The 19,213-nt window shown below is 65.2% G+C and carries 20 protein-coding genes; 9 read left to right on the top strand and 11 right to left on the bottom strand.

The window, feature by feature from the left end; all coding sequences use genetic code 11:
• The 10 genes from H6P80_RS16430 to H6P80_RS01255 all read right to left on the bottom strand — a co-directional run bounded on the left by H6P80_RS16430 (window position 1) and on the right by H6P80_RS01255 (window position 9,212).
• Complete coding sequence (locus tag H6P80_RS16430) at window positions 1–525, bottom strand: GNAT family N-acetyltransferase (protein WP_221892851.1); 525 nt, start codon at window positions 523–525, stop codon at window positions 1–3.
• Window positions 522–1,787, bottom strand: a complete 1,266-nt coding sequence (locus tag H6P80_RS01295; RefSeq protein ID WP_185799547.1) for a SulP family inorganic anion transporter — start codon at window positions 1,785–1,787, stop codon at window positions 522–524. The genes H6P80_RS16430 and H6P80_RS01295 overlap by 4 nt, the downstream gene beginning before the upstream one ends.
• 34 nt (window positions 1,788–1,821) lie before the next feature.
• Window positions 1,822–4,218, bottom strand: coding sequence for a phenylalanine--tRNA ligase subunit beta (gene pheT / locus H6P80_RS01290; RefSeq protein ID WP_185799546.1), 2,397 nt, complete (start codon window positions 4,216–4,218; stop codon window positions 1,822–1,824).
• Complete coding sequence (gene pheS / locus H6P80_RS01285) at window positions 4,215–5,324, bottom strand: phenylalanine--tRNA ligase subunit alpha (protein ID WP_185799545.1); 1,110 nt, start codon at window positions 5,322–5,324, stop codon at window positions 4,215–4,217. Before pheS ends, pheT begins: the two co-directional genes overlap by 4 nt.
• 124 nt (window positions 5,325–5,448) lie before the next feature.
• Window positions 5,449–5,811: a 50S ribosomal protein L20 gene (gene rplT, locus H6P80_RS01280; protein WP_185799544.1), complete on the bottom strand. Its 363-nt coding sequence runs from the start codon at window positions 5,809–5,811 to the stop codon at window positions 5,449–5,451.
• A gap of 4 nt (window positions 5,812–5,815) precedes the next feature.
• Window positions 5,816–6,022: a 50S ribosomal protein L35 gene (gene rpmI, locus H6P80_RS01275; RefSeq protein WP_185799543.1), complete on the bottom strand. Its 207-nt coding sequence runs from the start codon at window positions 6,020–6,022 to the stop codon at window positions 5,816–5,818.
• Between the two features lie 130 nt (window positions 6,023–6,152).
• The gene (gene hisN, locus H6P80_RS01270; protein WP_185799542.1) at window positions 6,153–6,944 is read right to left on the bottom strand and encodes a histidinol-phosphatase; all 792 of its coding nucleotides are present in this window, start codon (window positions 6,942–6,944) and stop codon (window positions 6,153–6,155) included.
• Window positions 6,941–7,336, bottom strand: a complete 396-nt coding sequence (locus H6P80_RS01265) for a cupin domain-containing protein (protein ID WP_328804912.1) — start codon at window positions 7,334–7,336, stop codon at window positions 6,941–6,943. Before H6P80_RS01265 ends, hisN begins: the two co-directional genes overlap by 4 nt.
• A 25-nt stretch (window positions 7,337–7,361) precedes the next feature.
• Entirely contained in the window at window positions 7,362–8,297 is a 936-nt protein-coding gene (locus tag H6P80_RS01260; RefSeq protein ID WP_185799540.1) for a ribose-phosphate pyrophosphokinase, read from the bottom strand.
• Window positions 8,298–8,393: 96 nt separating this feature from the next.
• A complete protein-coding gene (locus H6P80_RS01255) occupies window positions 8,394–9,212 on the bottom strand; it encodes a LytTR family DNA-binding domain-containing protein (protein WP_185799539.1) in 819 nt (272 codons plus the stop codon).
• A gap of 153 nt (window positions 9,213–9,365) precedes the next feature.
• Here H6P80_RS01255 and H6P80_RS01250 point away from each other — a divergent pair, with 153 nt between their 5' ends.
• Window positions 9,366–9,869, top strand: coding sequence for a DUF2306 domain-containing protein (locus H6P80_RS01250; RefSeq protein WP_185799538.1), 504 nt, complete (start codon window positions 9,366–9,368; stop codon window positions 9,867–9,869).
• Window positions 9,870–9,909: 40 nt separating this feature from the next.
• Window positions 9,910–11,562 carry an NAD+ synthase gene (locus tag H6P80_RS01245; protein ID WP_185799537.1) on the top strand — a complete coding sequence of 551 codons (1,653 nt, stop codon included), beginning with the start codon at window positions 9,910–9,912 and terminating at the stop codon, window positions 11,560–11,562.
• 8 nt (window positions 11,563–11,570) lie between these two features.
• On the opposite strand, the gene H6P80_RS01240 is transcribed toward H6P80_RS01245, so the two are convergent.
• Window positions 11,571–12,479, bottom strand: coding sequence for a hypothetical protein (locus tag H6P80_RS01240; RefSeq protein WP_185799536.1), 909 nt, complete (start codon window positions 12,477–12,479; stop codon window positions 11,571–11,573).
• A 57-nt stretch (window positions 12,480–12,536) separates the two neighbouring features.
• Here H6P80_RS01240 and gltX point away from each other — a divergent pair, with 57 nt between their 5' ends.
• The 7 genes from gltX (at window position 12,537) to H6P80_RS01205 (ending at window position 19,169) form a co-directional block, all read left to right on the top strand.
• On the top strand, window positions 12,537–13,871 hold the full coding sequence (gltX, locus tag H6P80_RS01235; RefSeq protein ID WP_185799535.1) for a glutamate--tRNA ligase: 1,335 nt from the start codon (window positions 12,537–12,539) through the stop codon (window positions 13,869–13,871).
• A 116-nt stretch (window positions 13,872–13,987) separates the two neighbouring features.
• Window positions 13,988–15,310 carry a serine hydrolase domain-containing protein gene (locus H6P80_RS01230; RefSeq protein ID WP_185799534.1) on the top strand — a complete coding sequence of 441 codons (1,323 nt, stop codon included), beginning with the start codon at window positions 13,988–13,990 and terminating at the stop codon, window positions 15,308–15,310.
• Window positions 15,311–15,352: 42 nt separating this feature from the next.
• Window positions 15,353–16,258, top strand: coding sequence for an acyl-CoA thioesterase (locus H6P80_RS01225; protein WP_407947213.1), 906 nt, complete (start codon window positions 15,353–15,355; stop codon window positions 16,256–16,258).
• A 126-nt stretch (window positions 16,259–16,384) separates the two neighbouring features.
• The gene (locus H6P80_RS01220; RefSeq protein WP_185799533.1) at window positions 16,385–17,020 is read left to right on the top strand and encodes an energy transducer TonB; all 636 of its coding nucleotides are present in this window, start codon (window positions 16,385–16,387) and stop codon (window positions 17,018–17,020) included.
• Window positions 17,021–17,091: 71 nt separating this feature from the next.
• On the top strand, window positions 17,092–17,517 hold the full coding sequence (locus H6P80_RS01215; protein ID WP_185799532.1) for a hypothetical protein: 426 nt from the start codon (window positions 17,092–17,094) through the stop codon (window positions 17,515–17,517).
• A 10-nt stretch (window positions 17,518–17,527) separates the two neighbouring features.
• Entirely contained in the window at window positions 17,528–18,499 is a 972-nt protein-coding gene (gene ribD, locus H6P80_RS01210) for a bifunctional diaminohydroxyphosphoribosylaminopyrimidine deaminase/5-amino-6-(5-phosphoribosylamino)uracil reductase RibD (RefSeq protein ID WP_185800923.1), read from the top strand.
• Between the two features lie 52 nt (window positions 18,500–18,551).
• Window positions 18,552–19,169 (top strand): riboflavin synthase, encoded by a 618-nt coding sequence (locus H6P80_RS01205; protein WP_185799531.1) that lies wholly within the window; start codon window positions 18,552–18,554, stop codon window positions 19,167–19,169.
• The last annotated feature ends 44 nt before the right edge of the window (window positions 19,170–19,213 follow it).

The following is a 19,213-nucleotide window of genomic DNA, read 5'->3' as shown; positions in this document are numbered from 1 at the left end:
TCAGGCGTCGGCCGTCCCGCCAAGCCGCAAGGAGAGAAAAACGGTCCCCGGCGGCGCCCCGGCATAATAGGGCTCGCAAGGCTTGAAGCCGGCGTCCCGGTACATGGCCTGCGCGGCCACCATCGAGGAAAGCGTGTCCAGCCGCATTTCCCGGTATCCGATGGTCCGCGCGGTTTCGACGATATGCGCCATAAGGTTTCGGCCGAGCCCCGTGCCGCGGCTTTCGGGTACGACGTAAAGCCGCTTCATTTCGCAGCATCCCTCGTCGCGAAGCGGCCGCAGGGCCGCGCAGCCGGACGGCGTTCCGGCTTCGGTTTCGGCAAGCAGGAGCGCGCCGCGCGGCCGCGAATAGGCACCGGGAAGCCCGGCCAGTTCGGACGCGAAATCCTGATAGTCGAGGTCGACATCCAGCGATGCCGCGTAAGCGCGGAACAGTTCGGCAATCGTCGCGATGTCCGACGGCGTTTCGGCCGTCCTGATGCGGATGCCCGGCACGGCATTTGGTGGCGCACCGTTCTCCGTCACCGCTCCGGCGCTTCCCACTCTTCGGGCTCGATCTTCCGGTCGCGGAACTTGAAGACCATGCCGAGCGCAACGCCGACGCCGATCGCCACGGTCAGATCCACGGCGACCGTCAGCACCAAAGTCACCAGCAGCAGCAGCCGGTCCCGGCCTGGCAGGCTGGCAAAGCCGCGCCACTTCGATGGCTCGCTCATATTCCACGCCGTGATCATCAGCAGCGCGGCCAGGGCCGGCATGGCGAGATGGCCGGCCAGCGGCGCGGCGACGAGCATGACGAGCAGGATCACCAGCGCATGGACGATGCCTGCAATCGGCGTCTTGCCGCCGGCGCGGATATTGGTTGCGGTGCGGGCGATGGCGCCGGTCACCGGCAGGCCGCCGAACAGCGAGGAGGCGATATTGCCCGACCCTTGCGCGATCAGCTCGGCATTGGAGCGGTGGCTGGTGCCGATCATCCGGTCCGCGACCATCGCCGAGAGCAGCGATTCGACCCCGGCGAGGAAGGCGATGATCAGCGCCGAGGGGAAGAGTTCCAGCAACCGCGCGCCCGTAATCTCGGGAAAGGCGGGCACGGGCAGGGTAGAGGGCAGTTCGCCGAAGCGCGAGGCGATGGTGTCCGCCGGAAGGCCGCCCCACAGGACCAGCGCTGAGCCTGCCGCGACCGCGACGATCAGCCCCGGAAAACGGGGCGCGAAGCGGCGCAACGCGACGATCAGGGTGAGCGTTGTCACCGCCACGGCGAGCGCGGGGAGCGATACGGTGCCGCGCGCCGCCCAGAGCGCCGCGATCTTCGCGAAAAATTCGGCCGGCAGGTTGGCGGCGGAAAGCCCGAAGAAATCCGCGATCTGGCTGACCGCTATGATGATCGCGATGCCGATGGTGAAGCCATGGACCACCGCTTCCGGTACGAAGGCGATCATCCGGCCCAGGCGCAGGAAACCGGCGACGAGCAGGATGATCCCGGCCATCAGGGTGGCGAGGACGAGCCCGTCATAGCCATGATGGGCGATCACCCCGAAGACGACGACGATGAAGGCGCCGGTCGGCCCGCCGATCTGTACCCGGCTGCCGCCGAGCAGCGAGATGAAGAAACCGCCGACAATCGCGGTGACGAGCCCGGCGGCGGGGTCCGCGCCCGAGGCGATGGCGATGGCAAGGCTCAGCGGCAGGGCGACCATCGCAACGGTCGCTCCGGCCATGACGTCGGCGCGCAGCAAGGCCCAGCTGTAATCGCGCATCGTGGTGAGAATCTTGGGCTGTCTCATCCGCGGCGCTCGACCCTATGGCCCAAAGGCGGGATTATCCTCGGAGTTCGCCTCCCGCTTTCTGCGCGGCGGCGACCACCGTGTCGGAAATCGCCTTTAGCTCCTCATCGGTGAAGCTGCGCTCGCCGGGCTGGAGGGTAAGCTCGATCGCGACCGATTTCTTGCCCTCGGGCACATGCTCGCCCTCGAAGATATCGAAAATGCGGGCTTCGGCCAGATGCTGTTTCTCGGCATTCTTCACCGCGCGCAGCAGGTCTCCCGCCGGGGCGTCGGCGTCGATCAGGAAGGCGAAGTCGCGGGTCACCGCCTGCAGCGCCGGCGGCGCATAGGCCGCGCGCATATGGCCGCCTGTCGCCTTGGGCATCGGGATCGCGTCGAGGAAGATCTCGGCGGCCATGGCAGGTCCGTCGAGATCGAGCGCCTTCAGGGTCGCCGGGTGGAGTTCGCCGAATTCGGCGAGCGTGTTTTTCGGCCCGAGGCACAGCCGGCCCGAACGGCCCGGATGATAAAGACCGGAGGTTTCGCCGAACAGCTGCAGCTTGTCGACCGGCGCGCCGGCCGCGTCGAGGATCGCCAGCGCCTCGGCCTTGGCGTCGAACGCATCGAAGGGCGCGCCGCCGCCCTGCCAGTGGCGCGGGCTGCGCGCGCCGGCGAGTATAAGGCCGAGCGTCGGGTGTTCGGCATCCTCCAGATAGCGGCGGCCGACCTCGAACAGCTGGATGGACGCGGCGCCGCGATCCGCGTTGCGCTTGGCCGCAGCGGCGAGGCCCGGGATCATCGAGGTGCGCATCACCTTCATCTCTTCGCTGATCGGGTTGGCGAGCGCCCAGGGCGCTCCCGAATCTGAACTATCGCCCGAAAGCGCGGCTTCGTCTTGCGAAATGAAGCTCCAGGTTACCGCTTCGTTCAGCCCGCGTGCGGCGGCGGCGCGGCGCACCGTGCGTTCGCGTTTCTGTTCGGGCGAAGCGGTCGGTCTCGCCACGCCTTCGGCGCGGGGCAGGGCGACCGAGGGGATGGAATCGAAGCGTTCGAGGCGCAGCACTTCCTCGACGAAATCGGGCGCGCCGTCGATATCGCGGCGCCAGCTCGGCACCGTAACGGTGAACGGCCCGTCTCCCTCGACGGTGAAGCCGAGGGATTCGAGCGATGCGCGCTGCCTGTCGATGGGGACGTCGAGGCCGCCCAAGGTTGCGCAAAGTTGCGGGTCGTAGCGAAGCGTCTTCGTGCCTTCGGGCGGGGTGCCGGCGCGCACGACTTCGCTCGCGCTGCCGCCGCATATATCGAGAACCATCTGCGTCGCGATGGCGAGGCCGTCGTCGAGGAACGCCGGATCGACGCCGCGTTCGAAGCGGGTGCGGGCGTCGCTGGCAAGGCCGAGCCGCTGGCCGGTCAGCGCGATCGTTTCGGGATCGAAATAAGCGCATTCGATCACGATTTCCGTGGTTTCCGGCTGCACCGAGCTATGTTCGCCGCCCATGATGCCGCCGATATCGTGGACGCCTTCATCGTCCGCGATCACCGTCATCGTCGCGTCGAGGCGATAGCTTTTGCCATTGAGCGCGAGCACATTTTCGCCATCGCTCGCGCGGCGGGCGAACAGCGCCGCGCCGAGTTTCGCGCGGTCATAGACGTGCAGCGGGCGGCCATGATCGATCATGATATAGTTGGTGATGTCGACCAGCGCGGAGATCGGCTTCTGCCCGATCGCGCGCAGGCGCTTCTGCATCCAGGCCGGCGAGGCGCCGTTCATCACGCCTGAAACCGTGCGCCCGAAAAAGGCCGGGCAGCCTTCGGGGTCGTCGGTGCGAATCGCAATATCGGCCGCGCCTTCCCCTTCGATGTCAGGAACTTGCAAGGGCTTCAGCGTCCCGAGCCCGGCCGCCGCGAGATCCCGCGCCACGCCCCTTACCCCCATGCAATCCTGCCGGTTGGGGGTAATCGCGATGTCGATTACCGGATCGTCGAGCCCTGCCCAGTGTGCATAAGCTTCGCCAACTTCCGCGCCCGAATCTTCGCCGAGATCGATGATCCCTTCATGCGCGTCCGACAGTTCCAGCTCCCGCTCCGAACACATCATGCCGAAGCTTTCCACGTCGCGGATCTTGGCGGGTTTCAGGGTCATGTCGATGCCCGGCACATAGGTGCCCGGCGCCGCGAACACGCCGGTCATCCCGGCCCGCGCATTGGGCGCGCCGCACACCACCTGCACCGGATCGCCCTCGCCGGTATCGACGGTCAGCAATTGCAGCTTGTCGGCATTGGGATGCTTGGCCGCCGAAATCACCTTGGCGATTCTGAAATCGGCGAGCTTTTCGCCCGGATTTTCGACGCCCTCGACCTCGAGCCCGATCGCGGTCAGCGTGTCGAGGATGCCATCGAGATCGGCATCGGTGTCGAGATGGTCCTTGAGCCAGGAGACGGTGAATTTCATCGGCCGACTCCCTCGCTGAGCGTCGGCACGTCGAGCGCCGAGAAGCCGTAATGGCGGAGCCAGCGCAGATCGCCGTCGAAGAACGCCCGCAGATCGTCCATCCCGTATTTGAGCATGGCGAGCCGGTCGATGCCGCAGCCAAAGGCGAAGCCCTGCCATTCGTCGGGGTCGAGCCCGCAGGCTTCGATGACATGGCGGTTGACCATGCCGGAGCCCAGAATTTCCATCCAGCCGCCTTCTTCGGCGTTCGGATCGCCGCCGATGATCCGCCGGCCGTTTTCGAGGCTATAGCCGACATCGACTTCGGCCGAGGGCTCGGTGAAGGGAAAATAGCTGGGGCGGAAGCGCAGGACGATATCGTCGCGCTCGAAAAACGCCTTCACGAAGGTTTCCAGCGTCCATTTGAGATGGCCCATATGGATGTCGCGGTCGATGACGAGGCCCTCGACCTGGTGGAACATCGGCGTGTGGGTCGCGTCGCTGTCGCTGCGATAGGTGCGGCCGGGCGCGATGATCCGGATCGGCGGCTCTTGCGAGGTCATGGTGCGGATCTGGACCGGAGAGGTGTGGGTGCGCAGCAGGGTCGGTTTGCCATCGCGCTGCTGGTTTTCCGGGAAATAGAATGTGTCGTGCATCGCCCGCGCGGGATGGCTCGCGGGGATGTTGAGCGCGGTGAAATTGTGCCAGTCATCCTCGATCTCCGGGCCCGTCGCGACCGCGAAGCCGAGATCGGCGAAGATCTCGGCCAGCTCGTCCATCACCTGGGAAACCGGGTGGACGGTGCCTTGCGGGGCGGCGGCCGGCGGCAGCGACAGGTCGAGCGTTTCGGAAGCGAGCCGGGCGTCGAGGTCGGCGGTTTCGAGCGCGGCCTTCTTTGCCGCGATGGCATCGGCAAGCCGCGAACGCAGGCCGTTGATCTTCGGGCCTTCGACCTGCCGCTGTTCGGGGGTCATGCCGCCCAGCGTTTTCAGCAGCCCCGTGATTACGCCATTCTTGCCGAGCGCATGGACGCGGACCGCATCGAGCCCGTCGAGCCCCGCCGTGGTTTCGAGCGCGGCGAGCAGGTCGGTTTCCAGCTGCTCCAGATCGGGTTCTTGTTCTGTCATGGTCATGGGGTCCGGTAGGGGGTGCTGGCTGAAAACACAAAAGGGCGCGGGGAGCCTGTAGCTCCGCGCGCCCTTTCATAATGCGAAATTCCGGTGGTGCTACCGGGTTTCTTGTGTCGCAGCCTCAGGCTTTAGCGAGCGCATCCTTGCTCTGGGCAACGACGGCGCTAAACGCCTCCGGCTCGTTCATCGCGAGATCGGCGAGCACCTTGCGGTCGAGTTCGATCTCGGCGAGCTTCAGCCCGTGCATGAAGCGCGCATAGGTCAGATCCTCGGCGCGCACCGCCGCGTTGATCCGCTGGATCCAGAGCGCACGGAAATTGCGCTTGTTCACCTTGCGGTCGCGATAGGCGTACTGCCCGGCTTTTTCGACTGCCTGGCGCGCCACGCGAACGGTGTTCTTGCGGCGGCCCCAATAGCCCTTGGCCTGTTTCAGAAGGTTTTTGTGGCGGGCCTTCGTGGTCGTCCCGCGTTTGATGCGTGCCATATCGCTATTTCCTCAGCCCGTAGGGCGCCCATTTTTTGACCGTTTTCGCATCGGCGTCGGCCACTTGGGTGGTGCCGCGATTCTGGCGGATATATTTCGAATTATGGCTGATCAGCCGGTGCCGCTTACCTGCGACGCCGTGCAAAACCTTGCCTGTTGCGGTGATCTTGAAGCGCTTCTTCACACCGCTCTTGGTCTTCAGCTTGGGCATTTTCGTCTCCTTAAAGTCTGACGATCTGCGAACGGCCTCGGCAGCCCATACTGGCCGGACAGTTCCTTCGAAATCGTTGGAAGTCGGCGCGTATAACGATGCGGCCCCTCAAAGGCAACGGTTTTTGCGCCTAATGCCGGTGCCCGTGATCCGCATGGAGCGCCTCGAGCACATCGTCGAGCCGCGCGGGATCGCCGAGCGCGATGACGCGGCCGTCGGTGTCGCCCGATAGCGGTTCGCCGTTCCAGTCCGCCATCTGCCCGCCTGCGCCCTCGATGATAGGGGCGAGGGCGGCAAAATCGTGAAGCGCGAGATTGGCCTCGACGACGATGTCGATATGGCCCGAGGCGACGAGCCCGTAATTATAGCAATCGCCGCCATAGATGATGCGGCGCGGCGCGACCTTGCCGGCGAGATGCAGGAAATGTTCGCCCTCGTGCGAATCGAAGGCGTGCGGGCTGGTCGTCGCGAGCGAAGCCTGGGCGAGCGCGCGGCACGGTCGCGTGCGGACGGGCTCTCCGTTGAAGGTCGTCGCCGCGCCGATCGCGCCGACCCAGCGTTCGCGGGCGATCGGTTGGTCGATGATGCCGAGTACCGGCCAGCCATCCTGCAACAGCGCGATCAGCGTGCCGAAGATGGGGCGCCCGGCGATAAAGCTGGTCGTGCCGTCGATCGGATCGAGTATCCATTGCCGCGCCGCGCCTTGGCGGACCGCGCCATATTCCTCGCCGACAATGCCGTCCTCGGGGCGTTCCTTTTCCAGGATCGCACGAATCGCGGTTTCGGCGGCCTTGTCGGCCTCGGTCACCGGGGTCGCGTCCGCCTTGTCCTCGAGCGTGAACGCGGCGCGGAAAAAAGGCCGGATCGCTTCGCCCGCCGCTTCGGCGAGGCGGTTTGCCAGATCGATATCCTTGGGGGTCATGGTCGCGGCCGATGCTCCGTGCCTTCGCCGGCGGTGATGAACAGCGCCGTCGCATTCCCTTCGACATCCGCCGTGTGCCAGCATCCGGGCGGATTGACCGTATATTCGCCCGGGCCGAGCGTGACCGTCGCCGTGCCGCCGTCCGCCAATTCCTGATGCAGGGTCATCGCGCCTTCCAGGCAGATCACGGCCTCGTCGCCAACCGGGTGCATTTCCCACACATCCCAGTTTTCGGAAAAGCGGTGCATGCTGACGAGCCGGCCTTCCTTGCCGTCGCCGGCATTGCGCGTGCCATAATCGGCATACCAGTCCATGCCGGTGAATGCAGGCTGCGGCACGGCGGTCGCGCCGAGGCCGAGATGCAGGGGATGGGTGAACAAATCGGCTTTCACGCGTTCGCCGGTATCACGGCTGGCGCTAGTCGAACAGACTCGAAACCGAGCTTTCGTCGGCGATGCGGCGGATCGCTTCGGCGAACAGCGGGGCGATGGGGAGGTGCCGGATATTGGCCGATTCGGCGATCGCATCGTGATTGCCGATCGAATCGGTGATCACCAGTTCCTTCATCACCGATCCGTCGACCCGTGCGACCGCGCCGCCGGAAAGGACGCCATGGGTGCAATAAGCGACGACTTCTTCCGCGCCGGCCTCCTTCATCGCCGCGGCGGCGTTGCACAGCGTTCCGGCCGAATCGACGATATCGTCGACGATGATGCAGAAGCGCCCCTCGACATTGCCGATGATGTTCATGACTTCCGATTCGCCGGGCCGTTCGCGGCGTTTGTCGATGATCGCCAGCGGCGCATTGTCGAGCCGCTTGGCCAGCGCACGGGCGCGGACGACGCCGCCGACATCGGGCGAGACGACCGTGATGTCCTTGCTCGAAAAGCGCGCGGATATGTCCGCCGCCATCACCGGCGCGCCATAGAGATTGTCGGTCGGGATATCGAAGAAGCCCTGAATCTGGCCGGCATGCAGATCCATGGTCAGCACGCGGTTGGCGCCGGCGACGGTGATCAGGTTGGCGACGAGTTTGGAAGAAATCGGCGTACGGGGGCCGGGTTTGCGGTCCTGCCGGGCATAGCCGAAATAGGGCATGACGGCGGTGATCCGCTTGGCCGAGGCGCGTTTGAGCGCATCGATGACGATCAGCAATTCCATCAGATTGTCGTTCGCGGGATAGCTTGTCGACTGGACGACGAAGACATCCTCGCCGCGCACATTTTCCAGGATCTCGACGAAGATTTCCTCATCGGCAAACCGGCGGACATTGGCCTCGGTGAGCGGAATCTCCAGATATTGCGAGATCGCACTGGCCAACGGCAGGTTGGAATTGCCCGACAACAATTTCATGAACGCTTGTCCCCTTTGCGGCTATCCTTAGGGCCTGTCCGAAAAAAACGGAACAGGATCAACCCCGCATTTAGGGGATAGCGCGGCGAGAAAGCGTCACAGCCAGCCTTCGCGCTTCAGCGCCTCCTGCCGGTTGCGCGAAACCGGGGCGAGGATGCCGTTGGCGAGCTCCAGCCGGATATTGCGTCCCTCGCGCCGGATCGCGCGCACTTCGCTGCGCGCGACCCACCAGCTGCGATGGACCTGCATGCCTTCCAGCCCGCCCAGCTCGGCGATGGCATCCTTGAGCCGCATCAGCAGCATCGTGCTCCCCTTCAGCGTATGGGCTTTCACATAGTGATCCTGCATTTCGAGGCAGACCAGATGGTTGCCGAGTTCGGGAGGCAGGCGGCGGAAGAAGGCGGCGTCGGGGCGTCCGGCGAATGCCAGCTCGTTGATGTCGAGCGGCGTGCGCGGCGCCGGAGGCGGCAGGGCTGGCTCGCTATTCTCGGCCCGGACATCGCCGAACAGCAGCCGCATGGCGATCTGGATCGCGATGCCGATCCCGAAGACCTGCAGATAGAGCAATGGGAAGGCGTCGCCGAAAATCGCCGGGTTATAGCGTAGCCCGGAAAAGCCCTCGCTCCGCATTCCGGAGAAGACGAAACCGACGACGAAGGTCAGCGGCAGCGACGCCAGGGCGGCGGCGAGAACAAGCGCCAGCCAGAGCGGAATGGCGGTTTCTTCCGAAAGCCAGCGGGCGACCGCAAGCACCGGCCGGTAGAAGATATAACCGACCAGCGCGACCCCGATCCAGTAGAGAAGCCGGACCGGCAGGGGCAGGACGGACGTGCCGAAAGGGCCGATCGCGCCGAGCAGCGCGCTGATCGCCACGATGATGAAAATTTCGATGGCCAGCCGCCGCCAGGACATCATCCCCCTGTTCCTTTCGCGCTTCGTGAATGGGCAAGTAGCGCAAATCGGCGGCTTTGGCGAAGAAAATGCGCCCCTGACGCAGTTCGCATTGCCCGCCATCGGCAGCCCGGCACAAGGGGCCGGACACCGCAATCGCGAACGGAAAGACCGGCCATGACCACCATCGAAGACTCGAAAATCGCCGCCGCATCGGGGCTCGGCATCGTCCCCGTCCTGACGATCGGCCTGGGCATCGCGGTGCTGACCGCGGTGCTCACCGCGCTCAGTTTCGGGCCCGGCGAGGCGAAAGCCGTGCAGCCGAACCTGCCGCTGCCGCTGATCATCCATCTGGCGACCTTCCTTCCGGCGCTGCCGCTGGGCGCTTATCTGCTGTTGCGGCGCAAGGGAGACCGTCTCCACAAAAGGCTCGGCCGGATCTGGGCGATGCTGATGGTCGTCACGGCGATCGCCAGTTTCGGGGTCGGCGACGGCCTTTCCTTCATCCATATCTTTTCGGTGACGACATTGATTTCCATTCCGCTGGCGATCTGGCGGATCCGGGTCGGCGATGTCCGGGGGCACCGCCGCGCCATGGAGGCCGTCTATATCGGGCTGGTCGTTGCGGGGGCTTTCACCTTTGTGCCCGGCCGGTTGTTGGGTGTCCTGCTCTTCGGCTGAAGGCGTTGCCGCAACCGACGGCTCCGCCTAAGAGCGGGCCATGACCGACCGGCTCGCCATCGCTTTCGCGCAACTCAACCAGGTAATGGGCGATTTGCCCGGCAATGCCGATGCGATGCTGGGCGTGCGGGCCGATTGCCCGGATGCCGATCTGGTGGTTTTTCCCGAACTCCAGCTGATCGGCTATCCGCCCGAGGATCTGGTGCTGAAGCCCGTCCTCATCGAACGCGCCTGGGCCGAGCTCCAGCGGATGGCGAAGTCCACCGCCAAGGACGGGCCGGCGATGCTCGTCGGCACCGCGATCGCCGAACAGGGCAAGCTCTATAACGCGATGGCGCTGCTCGAGGGCGGCGAGGTCGCGGCGATCACCCGCAAGCGCGAACTGCCCAATTACGGCACGTTCGACGAACTGCGCCTGTTCGATGCCGGTCCGCTGCCCGAACCGATCGATTTTCGCGGGGTGAAGCTCGGCGTGCCGATCTGCGAGGATATCTGGATCGACGGCGTCTGCGCGCATCTGGCGCAGCGCGGCGCGGAATTGCTGATCGTGCCCAATGGCAGCCCCTATGAGGTCGACAAGGACGATGTCCGCCTCGCGCTCGCCAAGGGGCGCGTCGCGACGACCGGCCTGCCGCTCGCCTATCTCAACCGGGTCGGCGGGCAGGACGAGATCGTCTTCGACGGCTCTTCCTTCATCCTCAATTCCGACGGCGATATCGCCTGGCAGTTCGCCGACTGGGAAGAAGAGATCGCGACGACGATCTGGGAGCGGCGCGGTCGCGGTTGGGAATGCACGGACGGGCCGCAGCATCAGCTCGACGCAAATCCGGCCGATATCTACCATGCGATGCTCGTGGGCCTGCGCGATTATGTGAACCGCAACCGTTTCCCCGGTGTCGTGCTCGGCCTGTCCGGCGGGATCGACAGCGCGCTTTCGGCTGCCGTCGCCGTCGATGCGCTGGGCGCGGACCGGGTGTGGTGCATCATGATGCCCTCGCGCTTCACCAGCCAGGAAAGCCTCGACGATGCCGCGGAATGCGCGCGGCTCCTGGGCTGCAAGCTCGATACGATCCCGATCAACCCGGCGGTCGAGGGTTTCGACGCGATGCTCGAGGGCAGCTTCGCCGATGCCGATGTCGATATCACCGAGGAAAATATCCAGTCGCGCATCCGCGGCGTCACCCTGATGGCGCTCTCCAACAAGTTCGGCCACATGCTGCTGACCACCGGCAACAAGTCCGAAATGGCGGTCGGCTACGCGACCATCTATGGCGATATGGCGGGCGGCTATTCGGTGCTGAAGGACGTTTATAAGACCACCGTGTTCGCGCTTTCGCATTTCCGCAACCAGACGCGGCCCAGCCTTGCGATGGGCCCCGAAGGGCCGGTGATGCCGGGCAATGTGATCACGAAACCGCCCTCGGCCGAACTGCGCGAGGACCAGAAGGATTCCGATTCGCTGCCCGAATACGAGATACTCGACGCGATCCTGAAGGCGCTGGTCGAGGAGGAAGTCAGCGGCGAGGAGATCATCGCGCGCGGCCATGACCGGGAAACCGTGCAGCGGATCGAGCGACTGCTCTATATCGCCGAATATAAGCGCCGCCAGTCGCCGCCCGGCGTCAAGATCGGCGCCCGCAATTTCGGCCGCGACCGCCGCTATCCGATCACCAACGCCTTTCGCTCGATGTAAGAAACTCGCTAGTGATTGTTCTGGTTACGTGCCGCCACATGGCGAATCGCCTCGACCCCTGACAACCGCGCCCCGTCGGATGTCCGAGCAGTATATCCCGCGATCGCTTCCTGGACGTCGTCGGATTGGCAGGCTTGCACTTCGCTTTCGGTCAGATCGTTGCCGGCCAGTACGCATCGGAAAATGGCCGACATTGCTGGCACGAGCGTAACCGGCTCCGAGGCGGCGTTTCCCTCGGCAATCAATTGCCTCTGCACCGTCAGGAACTCAACGGTATATTCCCGTTCGCGTTCCTCGGATATGGCGGGGAGGCTCTGCTCGACCGCCGCAAATTCGGTTTCTGCAGCTTCGAACTGTCCCAGTTCGCGCCGCGCATTCGCTGCGCGTAAAGAGAGCCAGAACCAGTTTCCGGTTTCGGCGGTTCGGTCGAGACTGGCCACCGCATCGGCAAAGGCCTGCTGATAGCGCGTCTTCCTGGCAATATTTCCGTCAGTTTCCCAGCTCGCCACCATCAGATGACGCGCAAGGATATGGGCGGGCGCATCGACTTGGCCAGCGAGCCACCAAAGTCGGTAATAGGGGGTCTCTTCCGCCCGCATCTGCTGATATTCGCGAGTTTCGACGGCGGCCTCCAAAATCGCCAGCTCTTCATCCGTCCACTCGTCCTGAAAGATCAGGAAACCGTTTCCCGGGCATTCGGTGATCGGGTAAACGGGGAGCGGACTATAGGGCCGGCCATCGGGCCTCGACCCGAAAGTCGTATTGCTGCCGACGACGGCCGCCGTGAATTCTTCTCCGCCGATCGGACAGACAAACGCCTGTTCAAAAAAGGTTGTTGCCGCTGCTTTGGGCGCGAACGCAATGATCCAGATAACGCCGATCGACAATGCGAAAGACGGGAGCGTCGAAGATTTCATCGTTCTCTGTCTCATTTCGGGCTTACCGAAAGCGCTTCTTAGTCTACTAGCCCAGCCATGACTATCGTTACCCGCTTCGCCCCCTCGCCGACCGGACGGCTTCATGTCGGCAATATCCGCACGGCGCTCCACAATTGGCTGTATGCGCGCAAAGAGGGCGGGCGCTTCCTGTTGCGGCTCGACGATACCGATACCGAGCGCTCCACCGAGGCCTTCGCCGAGGCGATCCGCGCCGATCTCGTCTGGCTCGGGCTCGATATGGATGGCGAGGAGCGCCAGTCCGCCCGTTTCGATCACTATGAGGCCGCGTTCGCGCGGTTGCGCTCGGCCGGGCGCGTCTATCCCTGCTACGAAACGCCGCAGGAGCTGGAGCTCAAGCGCAAGGTCCTGCTCGGCCGCGGCAAGCCGCCCGTCTACGATCGAGCGGCGCTTGGGCTGACCGAGGCGCAAATCGCCGCGTTCGAAGCCGAGGGGCGGCAGCCGCATTGGCGCTTCAAGCTCGATCATGGCTCACCGATCGCATGGGACGATCTTGTTCGCGGCCCGCAGCATTTCGATCCTGCCCTGCTCTCCGATCCCGTCATTCGGCGCGAAGACGGGAGCTGGCTTTACATGCTGCCGAGCGCCGTCGACGATGCGGAGATGGGCACCACTCATGTCGTGCGCGGCGAGGATCATGTCACCAATACCGGGTTGCAGCTGCAGATGTTCGAAGCGATGGGCGCCTCGCCTCCGGCCTTTGCGCATGAGGCGCTGCTCGTCGGCAGCGAGGGCAAGCTCTCGAAACGCCTCGGTTCGCTCGGCGTCGAGAGTTTCCGTGAGGAGGGGATCGAGCCGATGGCCGTCCTCTCCTTGCTCGCGCGGATCGGCACCAGCGATTCCGTCGAGCCGTTCGTCGATACCGCGCCGCTCGTTGCCGGTTTCGATTTCGCCCATTTCGGCCGCGCCCCGGCGCGGTTCGATCTGGAGGAGCTCAAGGGCCTCAACACCAAGATCGTCCATCAGCTCGATTTCGGGGCCGTGCGCGACCGCTTGCCCGAGGGCGTGGACGCCGGCGGCTGGGAGGCGATCCGCCCGAATCTCGCGACGCTCGCCGAGGCCGCCGACTGGTGGCATGTCGTCGAGGGGCCGGTCGACGCGGTCGCTTTCGACGAAGAGACCGCAGCCTTTCTCGATCGGGCGGAAGCCGTGGCGGCGGATCTCGATTGGTCGGGCGATGTCTGGCACGCGCTTACCGATGCGCTGAAGGCCGAAACCGGCCGCAAGGGCCGCGCGCTGTTCCTGCCGCTGCGCCAGGCGCTCACCGGGCGCGATCATGGCCCGGAAATGGCAGCGCTGCTGCCGCTGATCGGGCGCGAGCGCGCCCTCGCCCGGCTGGGCCGCCATTCTTAAGCGTCCGGCGTAATTTCCCGGCATGAAATGCCGGGGGTTCGGGATTGCCGAATCGGGCTTGTCCGGCAATGCTGGTTGCAAAGGAAAACCAAAAACGAATCGAAAAAGGGGATGGCATGATGGGCAAGGCAGTGATGGATCGCCGCAATTTTCTCGCTTCGCTGGGGGCAGGCGCGGCCATAATGGGGCTCGGCGGCGCGGCGACGAAAGCGATTGCTGCGCTGGCGGAAGCCGGGGACTGGGCCGGCGTGCAGGCATTTCTCGAGGCCTATCTCGAACGCACCTCGCTGCCGGGCGGCATCATCGCTATCGGCCGGGGACAGGAAGCGCCGCGCTATTTCGCTTCCGGCACCGCGAGCCGTGTCGAATCGCGCGCGATCGACCAGGATTCGCTCTGGCGCGTCTATTCGATGACCAAGCCGATCACCGGCATGGCGGCGATGATGCTGATCGAGGACGGGGCGATGAGCCTCGACCAGAATATCGCTGACATCCTGCCCGAATTTTCCGATCCGCAGGTGCTGGTCGATCCGCAGGCGAGCCTCGAGGCGCGTCCCGCCGCGCGGCCGATCACCATCCGCAACCTGCTCACCCATACCGCGGGCCTTGGCTATACGATCGTCACCACCGGGCCGTTGCTCGGCGAATATCAGCGGCTGGGGCTGGAGCCGGGGGTTATCCGCAACGAGCCGACCCCCAATGTCGAAAGCCGCCCGTCGAGCCTTGCCGAATTTTCCGAGCGGCTGGCGACCTTGCCGCTGATCGCCGATCCGGGCTCGGTATGGAGCTATTCGGTTTCGCTCGACCTGATGGGGCATGTCATCGAAACGGTTTCGGGCATGGGCTTCGATGCGTTCCTGCAGCAACGGCTGTTCGATCCGCTCGGCATGGCGAACACCTTTTTCCAGGTGCCCGACGACAAGCTTGCGCTGCTTACCGACAATCACGGCGTGGTCGAGGATTCCCCGCCGGTGGTCCTCGATCCGGCGGCGAACTCGGTCTACGCCGATCCGCCGCAATTCCTCTATGGCGGCGCCGGGCTGGTTTCCAGCGCGCGCGACTATGATCGCTTCCTCGCGATGTGCCTGGGCGAAGGCGCGATCCCCGGCGCGCGCGTCATGGCAAGCGAAACCGCGCGGCTCGCCATGTCCAATCTTTTGCCCGAAGGCGTCGAAATGCCGGCCGGGCTTGCCGGGCAGGGCTTCGGCGCGGCCGGCCGGATGCGGGCCGAAGCGGTGCCGGGCGGCGAGGGCGCGGGCACCTATGGCTGGGGCGGCGCGGCGAGCACCGTCGGCACCGCCGATCGCGGCAACGGGCTGCGCATCGGCGGCTATATCCAGCTGATGCCCTCGCCCGCGACGACTTTCACCCAGGAAGCGACCCAGGCGGTTTACGCGAGCCTCGATTCCGGCCAGGCCGACCAGGAAGAAGCGGCATAGCAAAGCCGCGCGAAACCGAATTGCACGAACAAGGAACAGGGTTTGGAGAAAGAAGACGATTCGTTCGGCCAGGGGCTGAAGACTCCGCAAGAGCTGGTCGGCAAGCTGGTCGACCTGCTCACGGTGGAAGAGCTCGATACCGATCTTTACCGGGGCCCCCGGCTTCCCGGCGGGGTCGGTCGCGTGTTCGGCGGTCAGGTGATCGCCCAGGCGCTGGTTGCGGCGAATCTCTCGGTCGACGAGGATCTGATCGCCCATTCGCTCCACGCCTATTTCATGCGGCCGGGCAATGAGGATTTCCCGATCATCTATAGGATCGAGCGGGATCGCGACGGACGCAGTTTCTCGACGCGCCGGATCATCGCGCTGCAAAAGGGCCAGCCGATCCTCAACATGGCGGCAAATTTCCAGCGGCCCGAAGACGGGCTCTCGCACCAGTTCGCCATGCCCGATGTGCCGCCGCCGGAAGATTTGCAGAGCGAGGCCGAGTACTGGCGCGAACATGCCGCCGACATTCCCGAAGCGTTTCGCAAGCGCGTGCTGCGCCAGCGTTCGATAGAATTGCGCCCCACCGAGCGGCGGCACCCGACAAAGCCGGAAAAATCGGCGCCGGCCAGCGCGACCTGGTTTCGTACCGTGGCGCCGCTCAATGGCGACCGAAGGTTGCACCAGGCGGTGCTCGCGTATGCGTCCGACATGACCCTGCTCGGCACCAGCACCCTGGTCCACGGGATCAACTGGATGAGCCATCCGGGGCTTCAAATGGCGAGCCTCGATCATTCGCTGTGGCTGCACGAGGATTTCCGCGCCGACGAATGGCTGCTCTACGCAACCGATTCGCCCTGGACCGGCCATGCGCGCGGTTTCAACCGCGGGCAGATTTTCACGCAGGACGGCAAGCTCGTCGCCAGCGTGGCCCAGGAAGGGCTGATGCGCCTGCGCGACTGAGCGCGCATTTCCGCCAGCTTCTCGATCGATGCCGCCGGGGCTGCCGAGCCCTGCACCCGTTTCTCTGGACCTCGTTCATGTAATGTTGTATCATACCTGATATCAACAAGCCGAAGGAGGAAGAGGATGACTGTATATCGGCAAGAAAATTCGGGCTTCCTGCGCCAGTCGCGGCACAGCCCGTCGGCCATAGCGATCGTTATCGCGCTGCACGGCGCGGCGATCACGGCGGCGTTTCTCGTGAAATCAGGGGCGATTCCGATTCAGGAGATGATTCCGATCGATGTGATCAATGTCGAGCCGGACGTCATACCCCCCCCGATAGAGCCGCCGACCCCGCCCGAAAATCCGCCCGCAACGCCGATGGCGACCGACTTGGTTATCGAACCGCTGCCCTTGCGGCCGGTGCAGCGGGTGGAAACGGCTTTCAACGATCTCCCGCAACTGCCGCCGGCGCCCCCCCCGCCTCCGCCGCCCGAACCGGAATTTCTGCAGGCGCAGATCCATCCTTCCGGGCTTCAGCCACCCTATCCGAGCCGGTTGCTGCGCCAGGAGGTGGAGGGGACGTGCACGGTGCGGGTGCACGTCGCGGCTAACGGCCGGGTCGATGCCGCCGAAGCGGTGCGCAGCACCAACCCGGCGTTCTGCGAGGCGACGACCGGCCATGCGCTGCGCCGCTGGCGGTTCGAACCGGCAACGCGCGGCGGCCGGCCGGTCGATAGCTGGCAACAGCACACGGTGGTGTTCCAGATCAACGGCTAGGCGCCGGTGTCCGGCGGTTCGGCGGTCCTCTGGCGAAAGGCCGCCGCATCGCCTATCTGGTGCGGATGGTGATGATCCCGCCCAAACCCCGGACGATCTGGCGCGATATCCGGTCGTTCGTGTCGCGCCGCGAACGCCACAACTGGCTTGCGCTGATCCCGGCGATGGCGATTCCCTGCTTCATCATCTGGCTGTTCGTGCTCGACGGGCGGACCAATATCATGCCGACCGAGCCCGTGATCATCTACGCCGAAAGCTGGTCGGCCGATCGCACCGACGAGGAAATCATCGAACGGCAGCGGGAGCTCGCGCTCGACGCCAACGAGCAGCGGGCGCTGCGCCGCCAGCGTTTTCAGGAAATGGCCGACCGGATGGGCATCGACTATGACCGCGAGGCGGCGGCCGAGGCCGATCGCATCACCGAGGATAATCGCGAACGGCTGGCCCGGCCCGGCGACGGCGCGGCGACCGTCGGCAATGGTGACGAGGATAGCTGATCCGCGCTTCATGGCCGCCGCCATCGCCCTGTCGATGCGCGGCCGCGGCCGCACCGCGCCCAATCCCAATGTCGGCTGCGTCATCGTGCGCGACGGCAAGATCGTCTCGCGCGGCTGGACCCGCCCCGGCGGCCGGCCCCATGCCGAGGCCGACGCGCTGGACGGCGCCGATGCGGCAGGCGCGGATGTCTATGTGACCTTGGAACCCTGCGCGCATGAAAGCGCGCGCGGCCCGGCCTGCGCCGATCTGCTGGCCGCCGCCCGGCCCGCCCGGGTTATCGTCGCCGCGCCCGATCCCGATCCGCGTACCGATGGCAAGGGCGTGGCGCGGCTGCGCGCCGCCGGGATAGAGGTGGTCGAAGGCGTGATGGCGGACGAGGCCCGGCGCGCGATGGCGGGTTTTTTCACGCGGCTCGAAAAGGGGCGGCCGCACGTCACCTTGAAGCTCGCAACCTCGCTCGACGGGCAGGTCGCGCTGCCCGACGGTTCCAGTCAGTGGATCACGGGCCCCGAAGCGCGCGCGCACGGCCATGTCGAGCGCGCGCTTGCCGACATGATCGTCGTCGGCCGGGCGACGGTGGAGGCCGATCACCCGACGCTCGATGTCCGGCTTTCGGGGCTCGGGAACCGGTCGCCGGTCCGCGCGGTGCTGACCCATGACTGGAGCAATTTTTCCAAGCTCGATCTGCGCGCCGAGCAGCCCGACTGGCGGCATCTCCCGAGCCCGGAGGCGATACGCGATCTGGAGGGCATCGATTATCTGCTCGTCGAAGGCGGAGCGGGGGCGGCCGCCGCCTTTGCCGGCGCCGACCTGGTCGACAGGCTGATCCTCTATCGCGCGCCGATCCTGATCGGCCGGGGCCTCTCCGCGCTCGGCGATATCGGGCTCGGAAATCTGGAGAATGCGCATGGCCGCTGGCGGCTTGCCGACAGCCGGATGCTTGGCAAGGACCGGTTCGAAGTATACGAGCGCGCCTCATGAGGAAAAACGGGAACCGGTTTTCCGCCCGCATGAGGCGCCAAGAGGATAGCTGATGTTTACCGGAATCATCACCGATATCGGCACGATCCGCAAAGCCGAGCAGCGCGGCGACCTGCGCCTCGAAATCGCCTGTTCCTACGCTATGGACGGCGTCGATCTCGGTGCGTCGATCGCCTGTTCGGGCGCTTGCCTGACGGTCGTGGACAAGGGCGCAGAGGGACCGGACGGCTGGTTCGCCGTCGATCTGTCCGCCGAGACCGTGGCCCGCACGGCGCCCGGCCAGTGGGACGAGGGCGCGCGGCTCAACCTCGAGCGCGCGCTCAAAGTGGGCGACGAGCTGGGCGGACATATCGTCACCGGCCATGTCGACGGGATCGGCGAGATCGTCTCGGCCGAGGCCGACGGCGATTCGACGGTCGTCACCCTTCGCGCGCCTGCCGAGCTTGCGCCCTATATCGCGGCCAAGGGATCGATCGCCCTTGACGGTGTGTCGCTGACGGTTAACAGTGTGACTGATACCGACGGCCCCACCGAGTTCACGGTCAATATCATCCCCCATACGGCGGCGATGACGACCTTCGACAAACTGGCGCCCGGCCGGAAGATGAACATAGAAATCGATGTCCTGGCGCGTTACCTGGGTCGCATGAAACAGGTTTCCACCCTATAATGTGATTCCTCAGTTGATCGTCACATTGTATTGTGATAATCGGC

Origin of the sequence: Parasphingopyxis marina (genome assembly GCF_014237875.1) — a bacterium.
Classification (GTDB): domain Bacteria; phylum Pseudomonadota; class Alphaproteobacteria; order Sphingomonadales; family Sphingomonadaceae; genus Parasphingopyxis; species Parasphingopyxis marina.
The sequence above is the reverse complement of the archived record's forward strand: the minus strand, read 5'-3'. Positions and strand labels throughout refer to the sequence as shown.